The organism is Jeongeupia sp. USM3 (assembly GCF_001808185.1).
Classification (GTDB): domain Bacteria; phylum Pseudomonadota; class Gammaproteobacteria; order Burkholderiales; family Chitinibacteraceae; genus Jeongeupia.
Window position 1 is genome coordinate 1,319,592 of sequence record NZ_CP017668.1, and the last position, 12,977, is coordinate 1,332,568.

Sequence of the window (12,977 nt, forward strand, 5' to 3'; positions counted from 1 at the left end):
CGCTGATGCGTGCTTTCCTGCCTGATCCTCATCGCCTTCGTCACCGGTGTCTGCGCGCTGCAGGCGCTTCCCGTGCTACCGCCGCTGTGGCAGCCGCTGTTCGTCGCCTCGCTGGCGATGGTCCCGCTCGGCTCGGTGCGCTGGCGCCCGCTTGCCATGCTGGTGCTGGCCGTCTGCGCCGGCTTTGGCTACGCCGACCTGCGCGCCCGGTGGCGGCTGGCCGATCGCCTGCCGGCGGCGCTCGAGCAGCAGAGCGTCGTCGCCGACGGCCATATCGCCGGTCTGCCGCAGCAAAACCGCTACGGCTGGCGATTTACCCTCGTCGTCGAACACAGCGATCCGCCAGGGCTGCCCGAACGCGTCCAGGTCAGCAGCTACGGCGACCGGCTGCAGCCACGTACCGGCGAGCGCTGGCGGCTGACGCTCAGGCCGAAGCGCCCGCACGGCCTGGCCAACCCCGGCGGCTTCGATCTGGAGCGCTGGCTGCTGACCGAGGGAATCGGCGCAACCGCCAGCGTCAAAGCTGCCGAGCGCCTGCCCGGTCACGCCTGGCAGGCCGGCGTCGACCGGCTGCGCGACGCCTTGCGCGACCGCCTGCACCGCCAGCTCGGCGACGCGCCGTATGCCGGCGTGATCGTCGCGCTGGCGATCGGCGATCAGGGCGGCGTGCCGAAGGACCAGTGGCAGCGCTTTGCCGCAACCGGTGTCACCCACCTGATCAGCGTCTCGGGGCTGCACATCACGCTGTGGGCAACGCTGCTCGGCGGTCTGGTCAACCTCGGCTGGCGCCGCGTGCCCTGGCTGGCCGCACGCGTTCCGGCGCAACGCGCGGCGCTGGCCGCCGGCGTGCTCGCCGCGCTCGGCTACAGCGTGCTGTCCGGCCTGAGCGTGCCGACGCAGCGCACCCTGCTGATGCTGCTGATCGCCGCCGCCGGGCTCTGGCGCGGCCGCAGCGGAACGCCGCTGGTGACCTGGCTGGTCGCACTGGCAGCGGTCGTGCTGTTCGATCCGTTCTCGGTGCTGTCGGTCGGCTTCTGGCTGTCCTTCCTCACCGTCGGCGCCCTGCTCTACGGCTGTGCCGCGACGCTCGGCGAGGCGCCGCGCTGGCACGGCTGGATCGGCGCGCAATGGGTTGCCACGCTGGCGAGCTTCCCGGTACTTGCGCTGGTGTTCCAGCAACTGCCGCTGGTGTCGCCGCTTGCCAATGCCGTGGCGATTCCGCTGGTCAGCATGGTCGTCACGCCGCTGGCACTGGCCGGCGTGCTCGATCCGACCGGCAGCCTGCCGTGGCTGGCCGAGCGCGCGTTCGCGCTGACCGACCGCTACCTGCAGCTGTGCGCCCAAGCGCCGGTGCTGACGGTGGCGGCACCGCCGGCGTGGGCGTGGCTGCCGGCGGCGCTCGGCGTCGTGCTGTGGCTGTCGCCCCGCGGCCTGCCGGGCCGGCTGTATGCGCCGGTGCTGTTGCTGCCGCTGCTCGCGCCACCGGCGGCAACGCTTGAACACGGCACATTCCGCGCAACGGTGATCGACGTCGGCCAGGGCCTGGCGGTGCTGGTACAGACGCGCTCGCACACCCTGCTGTACGACACCGGGCCGCCGGGCGCGAGCGACCGTGCGCTGCTGCCGGCGCTGCGCGCGCTCGGCATCCGGCGGATCGACACGCTGACCGTGTCACACGACGACAACGACCATAGCGGCGGCGCCGAGGCGGTGTTGCAGGCGCTGGCCGTCGGACAGCTGCATTCGACGCTGCCACCGGGCCATCCGGCGCGCGCAGCCGCCACGATGCACCGCGACTGCAGCGCCGGGCAGACGTGGACCTGGGACGGCGTGCGTTTCGACGTGCTCTGGCCGGCGGCCGGGCTGGCCGCGGCCAGCGACAATGCGAGAAGCTGCACCCTGCGCATCCGCAGTGCGGCGGACCGCACGCTGCTGCTGCCCGGCGACATCGGCCGCCACGAGGAAGCCGGCCTCGTGTCGCAAGGGCTTTCGCCGGCCGACATCGTCGTCGCACCGCATCACGGCAGCCGTTCGTCATCGTCGCAAGCGCTGGTCGACGCGACAGCGCCGCACTGGGTGGTGTTTTCCAGCGGCTACCTGAACCGCTTCCGCCATCCGCACCCGCACGTCGTCGAACGCTACGCCGGTGCCGGCAGTACGATCCTGCGCACCGACCAGGACGGCGCGGTCACCTTCGACGTCGGCAGCGGCCTAAGCGTGCATCGCTGGCGTGCCGGGCACCGCCGTTACTGGTCGGCCGGGGCCGGCGGGCAACTGTCACTGAACAGCGGCCCCGCCGACTGATAGAGTCGGCACTCTCGCCATCCCCATGCAAAGCCCGACCATGCCGACCCTGAGCGCACTGTACCGTTACCCGGTGAAATCGATCCACGGCGAAGCCCTGACGCACAGCGCGATCGGCCCGACCGGCCTGCCCGACGACCGCGCCTGGCTGGTCGCCGACCGCAACGGCCGCTTCATGACCGGACGCGACTGGCCGCAACTGGTTCGCGTCCGCGCCGACGTCGGCACCACGAGCCTGACGCTGAACGCGCCGGGCATGCCGACGCTGACCGTCCCCCGCGCGGCGTTCGATAGCGCGCATCCGGCGCAGGTGTGGAAGGACGAATTCGGCGCCTGGCACGGCCCGCTCGAGGCCGATCGCTGGCTGTCCGGCTATCTCGGCACCGAGGCGCGGCTGCTGTACACCGGCGACGAGAGCCAGCGCCGGGTCAAGCACCATCCGGACATCCCGCTGTCGTTTGCCGACGGCTACCCGCTGCTGCTGATCGGCGAGGCCTCGCGCCGGCAGTTGTCCGACTGGGCCGGCCAGGATTTCGCGATGGCGCGCTTCCGCCCCAATCTCGTCGTCGACGGCTTTGATGCCTTCGCCGAAGACGGCTGGACACGCATCCGCATCGGCGACGTGGTGCTGCGCATGGTCAAGCCATGCACGCGCTGCGTGTTCACGACGGTCGACCCGGACACCGGGGAGAAATCGGCCGATCAGGAGCCGCTGCGCACGCTGGCCAAGCGCCGCAAGGGCGAAGGCGGCGTGCTGTTCGGCCAGAACGTCATCGCCGAAACGGCCGGCGAGATCGCCGTCGGCATGCCGGTCGAAGTGCTGGCCTGACCGGCATCCAACAAAAAACCCCGGCCTGGGCCGGGGTTCTCGATGGCATGGCCAGCGCGCGCGCTCAGTCGCCGGCGATCCGTACCCTCGCGATCACCGCATTGCCGCGCCCCTGATAGTCGACGCTGTCGAACGACAGCATCCGCGCCATCGAAATGCCGCGACCGTGCGGATCGAACGCACGCTCGGGGGAAAACTCGAGGAAAGGCTGCCAATCGAAGCCGTCGCCCTCGTCGGTGATCGTGAACACCAGCGCGTCGGCGCGTTTCTCGAACGCGACGTGGACATTGCGGCGGCGGAAATCGGCGCTCTGCAGCCGGGTCTCGATCTCCTCCTGCCAGCGCCCCTGCTGCAGCAGGCGGGTCTTGTCGGTGTAGCTGATACCCAGATTGCCGTGCTCGACCGCGTTGATCAGCAACTCGGACAGGCCGACCGCGACGCGTTGCGGCTCCGGACAGGCGTTCGACAGCAGCAGGGTCAGCTGGCGCGCCTCGTCGAGCGTGCGAAAGCGGAATTCGCCGCGCTCGAGCAGCCGGTACGTCGACGCCTGGGCCTCGAGCTGCGTCTCGAGCTGGCGCTTTTCGCGGAAGAACTTGACCGCTGCGGCGACAATGGCCAGCAGCATGTCGCGCTGGAACGGCTTGATCAGGTAATAGTAGGCGCCGGCGGCCAGGCCCTCGCGGACGTTTTCGGCGGCGCCGACGGCGGTCTGCATGATCACCGGCACCTGGTTCAGCTCGGACTGCTTCAGCCGCGCGAGCAGGGCCATGCCATCCATGCGCGGCATCATCCGGTCGAGCAGGATCGCGTCGAAATCGCGGTCGTGCGTCAGCAGCGACCACGCCGCCTCGCCGTCCTCGGCGGTGACGACCTCGTAGCCGACGTCGGTCAGGTGTTCGCCGAGGATTTCCAGATTGAACGGTTCGTCGTCGACGACGAGGATACGGGCGTCCGGCAATGTCTTCTCCCTGTCTGCTAACCGTTAGCCGACAGCATACCCGTCAAGCCCGTGTACCGGCCAGATCGGCGTACAGCGACGTGAACTCGACCGCCAGCTTGTGGCGTGCGTCGAGGAAAGGCAGCGGGACCGAGCGCTCGTGCGATTCGCGCACCTTGACCGAGCTCGACAGCCGCGTCGGCAACAGCGGCAGCCCCTGCTCGGCCAGTTCCTCGACCATGCGCACCGGCAGGCTCGCACGCGGCTGGAACTGGTTGACGACGATGCCTTCGATTGCCAGCCCGGCGTTGTGGTCGGCGCGGATCTCGTCGACCCGGCCGATCAGCGACAGCAGCGCGTGGCGCGAGAATGCATCGCAATCGAACGGAATCAGGCAGCCATCGGCGGCGATCAGTGCCGAAAGCGTGAAGAAATTCAGCGCCGGCGGGGTATCGATCCATGCCTCGTCGAAATCGCCGGCCAGCTCGGCCAGCGCTTCCCTGAGCTTGTAGATCTTGTGGCGCGATTCGAGCTTGCCCTCGAGCTCGGCGATCTCCGGATCGGAGACCATGACCGACAGTCCGGCAAATGGCGTCGGATGCACGAAGGCCGAGGTCGGCTTGGCGTATAAGCTGAAATTGAGTACCTGATCGAAGAAGCCGGCCAGCGTCGGCGTGGCGGATTCGAGCGCATCGCCGAGCAGGTAGCGGCTGGCATTGCCCTGCGGGTCGAGATCGACGACCAGCACGCGCCGGCCGGCCTGCGCCGCAGCCGCGGCAAGGTTGACCGAGATCGTGGACTTGCCCACGCCGCCCTTCTGGTTGAAAACCACCCGACGAAGCATCGCTGAATCCTGCCAAGACGCCGATTGCGCCGCAGCAAATATAGCACGCACGTTTCCGCGCGCGCGTAAGGGACGAAGCCTTGCCATGCGGCAGTAATAATTACCGATTCAATAGTGGAAATAGTTACCGGATTCGCTTTCGCGGGGTTCGTAGACTGCACAGCGTGGTTCGGGAGTTTCGAACCGGACGTGCAAAGACCCTTTCCCTCGAAGGAGAAAAACCAAATGAAAATGAAGCATGCAGCTCTCGCCATCGCTCTGGCATTCGGCGCCGCAGGCCTTGCACAGGCAGAAGTAACCATCAGCGGTAAGGCTGACTTCGGTGTTCAAGCACGCGACACCGGCGACAGCACCCAAGGCGCCGTCAAGTACCAAGGCGAAATCGATTTCAGCGGCCGTGACAAGCTCGACAACGGCATGAACTTCATCTGGACCCTGAACCAGGAAGTCAACAACATCAACGCCGACGGCGCAACTTCGGCGACCTGGGGCAACCGCGATGCATACGGCGGCCTGGAAGGCGACTTCGGTACCGTTCGCGTCGGTAAGTTCCGTACCGGCGTGTACGCACTGACCGACGATCTGTACGGCGATACCGGTGCTGACTGGTTCTTCTCCGACTACGGTCGCGGCATGGATCAGCGTGCTGACAACATCGTCGGCTACACCAGCCCGGTGTTCGGCGGCTTCCAGCTGTCGGCCGACTACATTCTCGAGAACCAGAGCACTGGCAAGTCCAGCAGCAACGGTTACGACGTTGCCGGTACCTACACCAACGGCGGCCTGAAGGTTCTGGGCGGCTACCAGGGTCGTCAAGGCTTCGACGGCACCAAGGATGCAACCGCAGGTGCTTCGTACGAGCAAGCCGACGGTTCCTACCAGTACGGCAACAGCCTGAACGGCGGTTCGGACGATACCGACAGCCAGACCGCTTACGTCGGCGTGCAGTACAAGTTCCAGAACGGCTTCGGCGTGACCGGCGGCTACAAGTACATGGAATTCACCCCGAATACCGCTGGCGCTACCTACGGTGGCCAGGCGCTGGACGCCGGTGCTGATTACCATCAGAACATGTACAACCTGATGCTGTCGTACAACCAGGGCCGTCACGACGTGTACGCCGCGTACACCTACCTGGACGACCTGAAGGGTGGCAGCGCACCGTCCGACTCGGGTGCTCAAGCGCTTTCGCTGCGGTACAACTACCACATGTCGAAGAACACCTTCGCGTACGCCGAATACCGCTACGTGAAGAACGACGAAAACTCGTCGTACAGCGCCGACGACGATCTGTACAACTACAGCGCTACCGAAGCGGGTCAAGACACCCAACGCGGTATCCTGGGTGTGCGTACCTACTTCTAACCGATCACCGATCGTTTGGAAGTGGCGTCAACGAGAACGGAGCCTTCGGGCTCCGTTTTTGCGTTTGGCGCCACCGTCATGCCGCTGATTGACCCTGCCTTGAAAAGGGACATCACGCCCCCACGTTCTTCCCCACTCCGGGGCCAAGCCCCCGACCGTTTTGAATGCAAGGAGCACCCATGAGCAAGGAAACACTGGGCTTTCAGGCTGAGGTCAAGCAGCTGCTGCAGTTGATGATCCACTCGCTGTACTCGAACAAGGAAATCTTCCTGCGCGAGCTGGTCTCGAACGCTTCGGACGCCTGCGACAAGCTGCGCTTCGAGGCGACCCAGCACACCGACCTCTACGAGGGCGACGGCGAGCTGAACATCAGGGTCTCGTTCGACAAGGATGCGCGCACGATCACCATTGCCGACAACGGCATCGGCATGCGCCGCGACGAGGTCGTCGCCCATATCGGCACCATCGCCCGCTCGGGCACCAAGGAATTCTTCAGCCAGCTGACCGGCGACTCGGCCAAGGACTCGCACCTGATCGGCCAGTTCGGCGTCGGCTTCTACTCGGCCTTCATCGTCGCCGACAAGGTCACGCTGACCACGCGCCGCGCCGGCGAAACCGCCGCAACGCGCTGGGAGTCGCTCGGCGACGGCGAATACACGCTCGAAGACGTCGAAAAGGCCGGCCGCGGCACCGAAATCGTCCTGCACCTGAAGGAAGGCGAGGACGAATTCCTCAACGACTGGCGCCTGCGCAGCGTGATCACCCGCTACTCGGACCACATCAACCTGCCGATCCTGATGGCCAAGCCCGCCGAACACGACGACGAAGGCAAACCGTTGCCGCCGTCGGGCGAGTTCGAAGCGGTCAACCAGGCCAATGCGCTGTGGACGCGCAGCAAGAGCGAGATCAGCGACGAGCAGTACAAGGAATTCTACAAGCACGTCTCGCACGACTGGGACGAGCCGCTGGCGTGGAGCCACGCCCGCATCGAGGGCCGGCAGGAATACACCGAGCTGCTGTACATCCCGAAGCAGCCGCCGTTCGACCTGTACGAGCGCGAGCGCCGCCACGGCGTGAAGCTCTATGTGAAGCGCGTCTTCATCATGGAAGACACCGAGAAGCTCATGCCGCAATACCTGCGCTTCGTACGCGGCGTGATCGACTCGGCCGACCTGCCGCTGAATGTTTCGCGCGAGATCCTGCAGCAGAGCCGTGACGTCGAGGCGATCAAGACCGGCTGCGTCAAGAAGGTGCTGGGCCTGCTCGAAGACCTGCGCGACAACCGCCCGGACGACTACGCCATGTTCTGGCAGGCGTTCGGCAAGGTGCTCAAGGAAGGCGTCGGCGAGGACTTCGTCAACAAGGACCGGATCGCCGGCCTCGCCCGCTTCGCCTCGACCGCGAACGACGGCGACGAGCAGAACGTCAGCCTCGCCGACTATATCGGCCGGATGAAGGAGGGCCAGGACGCGATCTACTACATCACCGCCGACACCTTTGCCGCCGCGCAGCACAGCCCGCACCTCGAAGTGTTCAGGAAGAAGGGCATCGAGGTATTGCTGCTGTCGGATCGCGTCGACGAGTGGTTTGCATCGAGCCTGACCGAGTTCGACGGCAAGAAGCTGCAATCGGTCGCCAAGGGCGAGCTCAAGCTCGACGCCTTTGCCGACGAGGAAGAAAAGCAGCAGCAGGAAGCCGCCGAGACCGAGTTCAAGACCGTGCTCGACAAGGTCAAGACCACGCTCGACGGCCAGATCAAGGATGTGCGCGTCACCACCCGGCTGACCGACAGCCCGGCCTGCCTCGTGGTCGAAAACCACGACATGAGCGCCAACCTCGAGCGGTTGCTGAAGTCGGCCGGCCAGGATGTCGGCGGCGCCAAGCCCATCCTCGAACTGAACCCGGCCCACCCGCTGGTGCAGAAGCTCAAGGCGGAGCTTGAAGGCGAGCGCTTCGGCGACTGGACCCACCTGCTCTACGACCAGGCGCTGCTGGCCGAAGGCGGCCAGCTCGACGATCCGGCCGGCTTCGTGAAGCGGCTGAACGGCCTGATGCTGGCCATGCAGCACTAAGCCCTCATGGCTGGCCGACACCCTTGGCGGTGAAGGCCGGCCAAGCGGGATACGACAATGCCCCGGTCGCAGGACCGGGGCATTGTCGTGTGCGTCGCTGGCGGAGCCGCTCCGGCCTCAGCGATGCCCTTCCGCCCGGCAGCGCTGTGCAATCTGCTGCAGCACGGCAGGCAGGTCGGCGACCGAGTCGATCACATAATGCGCGCCGGCCGCGGACAGTCTGGCAGCAGCCTGCTTGCGCCGCGCGCTGCGCTCTTCGGCCGGCATTGCCGCCACTTCCTGTTCGGTGCAGCCCACCTCGTTGCCCGACAGCGTCAGCCCCACACACCACATCCCGGCGTTGCGGCCTTCGAGGATGCCCGGCACCGTGTCGTCGACCTTCACGCACCGGCCGACATCGCCGACCGCCAGCGCAATGACGTTCGCCAGCGCCATCCACGGCCCCGGCCGGCCGCCGGCCGCCAGATCGTCACCGGCCACGACATGGTCGGGTTCGATGCCCTGTACCCTGGCCAGCGGCAGCAGCACGTCCAGCACCTGGCGCGGATAACCGGAGCACGAGCCGATCTTCAGCCCCTGCCCGCGCAGCCAGGCCAGCGTGTCGATGGCTCCGGGAATCGGTTGCGAGTACTGGCCGACCTTGGCGATCTGCATCGGCATGAAGCGTTCATAGATCGCGTCGATGTCGGCGTCGGCCGACGCGGCGCCAAAGCGCTGCTGCCACTGCTGCTGGATGGCCGGATCGGCCAGCAAGCTGCGGATGTGGTCGCGCTTGGACAAGCCCATCGGGCCACGGGCCTGTGCCAGCGTCACGGTAATGCCGAAGCTGGCAAACGCTTCGACGAAGATCTGCGTCGGCGCGAGCGAACCGTAATCGACCAGAGTGCCGGCCCAGTCGAAGATCACCGCCTGCAACGGCAGTACGGAAGTGAGTGGTGCATTCATGTTCAGACCTCGGAAACGGTAAGGAAATTGCGGCCTCTCGGGCCGGTCAGTGCCAGTCCGACCCGACGGTCCCAATCGTCGTGGGCAATGCCGTAGTCGGCGGGATCGGTGCTGACGCCCAGCTCGGCGAGAAAGCGCTCCAGCGCGGCCACCGCGGCCCCGGCATCCGCAGCGCCGAAGATCGCCAGCAACTGGGCATCGACGCCGGGATCTCGGCCGAACGCCAGCCTCAGGATGCGCGGCAGACTGAACGAGCAGGCGATACCGTGGGCGGTGCCCCGCTGCAGCGTGATGTCGTACGACAGCGAGTGCGCCAGCGCGGTCCTGGTGTTGGAAAACGCCATGCCGGCGAGCAGCGCGGCGTGTGCCAGCACTTCGCGCAGGCGCAGGTCCTGCGGTGCGCGCAGCAGTGCCGGCAGCGTTGCGACGATCTGGCGCGCGGCGCTGACCGCGAGCGCGGCGGAGACCGGATTCCGGTGCACGTTCCACAAGGACTCGAACGCGTGCGACAGCGCATCGAGACCGCTGGCGAGCGTGGCGCCGTGCGGCAGGCTGAGCATCAGCGCCGGGTCGATCAGCGCCGCTTCCGGCCAGGTCCACGGCAGGTGCAGCGAATGCTTGCGCCCCGCTTCGGCATCCCACAGCGTGGCCCACGGCGTCACTTCGCTGCCGGTGCCGGCGGTGGTCGGAATCGCGATCAGCGCGCGATGGCGGCCGGCGTCGGCGAGTGGCGCGCCGTTCAGGTGTGCAAGCAGTTCGTCGAAACGGCCGGATTTCGTCACGGTCAGCATGGCCTTGGCGCAATCAATGCTGCTGCCGCCGCCCAGCGCGATCACGCAGTCGGCGTCGGCATGCTCGCGCCAGAGCCGCTCGTACATCGGCGCCAGCCAGGCGACATCCGGATTGGGCCGGACGTCGGTTTCGACGGCGACCAGCCGTGCACCGAGCAGGGTCTGCACCCGTCCGACCAGACCGAGCACGTGCGCTTCGGGAAAGGCGATCAGGATGGCGCGGCGCGCGCCCAGCAAGGCCGGCAGACGTTCGAGGCTGCCGGTACCGGCATGCACGACCACCGGATTGTTGTAATGCCACATCTCAGTGTTGCCCCTTCTCGCGGATCAGCCGGCGCAACTGGCTCGAAACCATGTCCGCGGCGATGACCATGACGGTGATGACGATGATGCAGGTCGCCGTTTCCTGGTACTTGAACAGCTTGAGACTGCCGACCAGCTCGAACCCCAGCCCGCCGGCGCCGACCATGCCCAGCACGGTGGCCGAACGCAGGTTGACCTCGAAGCGGTACAGCACCACGGCGATCCAGCCGGTGATCACCTGCGGCAGGACGCCGAACACGATCACCTGCAGCGGCCGGGCGCCGGTCGAGCGCAGCGCCTGCAGCGGGCCTTCGTCGATCTCCTCGATCGCCTCGGCGAAAAACTTGCCGAGCATGCCGGCACCATGCAGCGCCAGCGCCAGCACACCGGGGAACGGCCCCAGACCGACGGCCGACACGAACACCAGCGCAAGGATCAGCTCGTTGATGCTGCGCGTGACGTTCAGCCCCTGCCGGGTAAGCTGGTACAGCCAGCCCGGCATGTGCATATTGCGTGCGGCGAAGAACGACAGCGGCACGGCGGCCATGATCCCGAGCAGCGTGCCCCAGACGGCGATCTGGACGGTTTCCACTGCCGGTTGTACCAGCCGCGCCAGGATGCCCGGATCGGGCGGCACGGTGCGGCCGATGAAATCGACGATCTGCGGCGTGCCGGCGATCAGTTCGCGCCAGCTCAGTTGCGCGCCCTGTGCGCTCCAGTGCAGCAGCCACAACGCAGCGATCAATCCGGCCAGCAGCAGGCTCCAGCCACGCGGTGTCTGCGGCAGGTCGACCACCCAGCGATAACGATTGGCTTCATTCATCTCAGGCGCTCCGTTCCAGAACCGGCGACGGCAGTGCCGGCTCGTTGGCCGCCAGGTCGATCGACTGCTCGTTGCCGGTATACAGCCGGTGCAGGTCGGCTTCGGTCAGCTCTTCCGGCCAGCAGTCGAACATCACCCGGCCGGCGGCAAGACCGACGACACGGTCGCCGAATTCGCGGGCGTATTCGACCTGATGCAGATTGCACAGCACGGTAATGCCCAGCTCGCGGCAGGCATCGCGCAGGTACTGCAGCACCATGCGGGCCGTATGCGGATCGAGGCTGGCGACGGGCTCGTCGGCCAGGATGACCTTGGGCCGCTGCGCCAGTGCCCGGGCGATGCCGACACGCTGCATCTGCCCGCCCGAGAGCGAATCGGTACGCTGCCGGGCCTTGTGCGCCAGCCCGACGCGGTCGAGGCAGTCCATCGCCAGCGCCACGTCCTCGCCGCGGAACAGCTGCAGCACCGAACTCAGCGTCGGCAGCGAACCGAGCCGGCCGGTGAGCACGTTTTTCAGCACCGACAGCCGCGGTACCACGCAGTGATGCTGGAAGATCATCGCCACGTGGCGGCGCAGCAGGCGCAGGTCGCGGCAACCCATCACGTCCAGATCGTCGATCCGCAACTCGCCGCCATCCGCCCGGACCAGCCCGTTCAGGCAACGCAGCAGCGTCGACTTGCCGGCGCCGGACTGGCCGAGGATGACGACGAACTCGCCCGGTGCGGCGTCGAAGTCGACCCCGCGCAATACGGCGTTGCCGCCGTACTGCTTGTGCAGCTCGCGGACGCGGATCACTTCATGCTCCGCAGGTCGAGCTTGAGCACCTTGGCGGTATCGCGAACCACGTCATACGCCGCGTCATTGGTCGGCTGGAAGCCGTTGAGCATGCCCTGGTCACCCCACTTCACGTCCTTGAGGTTGGCCAGCGCCTTGGCCAGCTTGTCCTTGACCGCCGGCGGCAGGTCCTTGCGCCAGACCATCGGCGACTCCGGAATCGGCCGCGACGACCAGACGATCTTGAAGTCCTCGGCCTTGATCTGGCCCTTGGCGACCGCGGCATTGAAGATGCGGTCGGCCACGGCGGCGGCGTCGACCTTGCCGTTGGCGACGGCCAGAATGCTCGCATCGTGCGAACCGGAGAACAGCACGCGGCCGAACAGCTTGTCCGGATCGAAACCGGCTTGCTGCAGCCCCGACTTGGGGAACAGGTGGCCCGAAGCCGAGCTAGGGTCGACGAAGGCAAAGTTGCGCCCTTTCAGCTCGGCCGGCGTGCTGATGCCGCTGTCCTTGCGGGCAATGATGATGCTCTTGTAGGCGCTCTGGCCGGTTTTCTTGGTCACGGCCACCGAGAAGGCCTCGACGTCGGCAACCGAACTGGCCAGCACATAGGAAAACGGCCCGAGGTAGGCGACGTCCAGTTTTTTGGCGCGCAGCGCTTCGATCACGCCGTTGTAGTCGGTCGCCACGAACGGCTTGACCGGCGTACCCAGCTGTTTTTCCAGCGCGTCGAGCACCTGGCGGCTCGACTCGATCATGGCCTGGGAGTCCTCGGCCGGGATCAGGCCGATGCTCAGTGGCTGGGCGGCCAGACACGGGCCGGTCAACATCAGGGAGACAAGGGCCAGACGGGCCCGGGACAGCAGGCGTTTCATGCGATGCACTCCAGTTGTGGGGGAAACGCCGCCACTTTAAGAAGCGAATGTGACAGCGAACCCATCGACTCGATAAAGGTTTCGACCTGAAACGATTGAGAACATCAATAC

11 protein-coding genes are annotated in these 12,977 nt (G+C 66.6%); 4 read left to right on the forward strand and 7 right to left on the reverse strand.

The genetic code is table 11. The features are described 5' to 3' along the window. Positions 1-9: 9 nt before the first annotated feature. Together BJP62_RS06100 and BJP62_RS06105 are read left to right on the forward strand one after the other, a co-directional pair. Positions 10-2,304, forward strand: coding sequence for a DNA internalization-related competence protein ComEC/Rec2 (locus BJP62_RS06100; RefSeq protein WP_083300743.1), 2,295 nt, complete (start codon positions 10-12; stop codon positions 2,302-2,304). A gap of 40 nt (positions 2,305-2,344) precedes the next feature. After that, positions 2,345-3,133, forward strand: a complete 789-nt coding sequence (locus BJP62_RS06105; RefSeq protein ID WP_070532393.1) for an MOSC domain-containing protein — start codon at positions 2,345-2,347, stop codon at positions 3,131-3,133. A 64-nt stretch (positions 3,134-3,197) separates the two neighbouring features. Here the strand turns inward: BJP62_RS06105 and BJP62_RS06110 are convergent, their stop codons facing one another. Both BJP62_RS06110 and BJP62_RS06115 read right to left on the reverse strand, forming a co-directional pair. Beyond that, positions 3,198-4,091: a response regulator gene (locus BJP62_RS06110; RefSeq protein ID WP_070527833.1), complete on the reverse strand. Its 894-nt coding sequence runs from the start codon at positions 4,089-4,091 to the stop codon at positions 3,198-3,200. A 43-nt stretch (positions 4,092-4,134) separates the two neighbouring features. Then, complete coding sequence (locus BJP62_RS06115) at positions 4,135-4,914, reverse strand: ParA family protein (protein ID WP_070527836.1); 780 nt, start codon at positions 4,912-4,914, stop codon at positions 4,135-4,137. Positions 4,915-5,139: 225 nt separating this feature from the next. Here BJP62_RS06115 and BJP62_RS06120 point away from each other — a divergent pair, with 225 nt between their 5' ends. Further along, positions 5,140-6,279: a porin gene (locus BJP62_RS06120; RefSeq protein ID WP_070527839.1), complete on the forward strand. Its 1,140-nt coding sequence runs from the start codon at positions 5,140-5,142 to the stop codon at positions 6,277-6,279. A gap of 179 nt (positions 6,280-6,458) precedes the next feature. Next, complete coding sequence (htpG, locus tag BJP62_RS06125; protein ID WP_145927125.1) at positions 6,459-8,351, forward strand: molecular chaperone HtpG; 1,893 nt, start codon at positions 6,459-6,461, stop codon at positions 8,349-8,351. A gap of 117 nt (positions 8,352-8,468) precedes the next feature. Here htpG and phnX read toward each other — a convergent pair whose 3' ends face one another. The 5 genes from phnX to phnD are packed head-to-tail and all read right to left on the reverse strand — an operon-like array spanning position 8,469 to position 12,866. Then, complete coding sequence (gene phnX / locus BJP62_RS06130; RefSeq protein WP_070527848.1) at positions 8,469-9,296, reverse strand: phosphonoacetaldehyde hydrolase; 828 nt, start codon at positions 9,294-9,296, stop codon at positions 8,469-8,471. 2 nt (positions 9,297-9,298) lie between these two features. After that, complete coding sequence (gene psrA / locus BJP62_RS06135) at positions 9,299-10,390, reverse strand: iron-containing alcohol dehydrogenase PsrA (protein ID WP_070527851.1); 1,092 nt, start codon at positions 10,388-10,390, stop codon at positions 9,299-9,301. A 1-nt stretch (position 10,391) separates the two neighbouring features. Continuing rightward, complete coding sequence (gene phnE, locus BJP62_RS06140) at positions 10,392-11,213, reverse strand: phosphonate ABC transporter, permease protein PhnE (protein ID WP_070527854.1); 822 nt, start codon at positions 11,211-11,213, stop codon at positions 10,392-10,394. A gap of 1 nt (position 11,214) precedes the next feature. Next, complete coding sequence (phnC, locus tag BJP62_RS06145; protein WP_070527857.1) at positions 11,215-12,009, reverse strand: phosphonate ABC transporter ATP-binding protein; 795 nt, start codon at positions 12,007-12,009, stop codon at positions 11,215-11,217. Then, on the reverse strand, positions 12,006-12,866 hold the full coding sequence (phnD, locus tag BJP62_RS06150; RefSeq protein WP_083300745.1) for a phosphonate ABC transporter substrate-binding protein: 861 nt from the start codon (positions 12,864-12,866) through the stop codon (positions 12,006-12,008). The genes phnC and phnD overlap by 4 nt, the downstream gene beginning before the upstream one ends. Positions 12,867-12,977 lie beyond the last annotated feature (111 nt).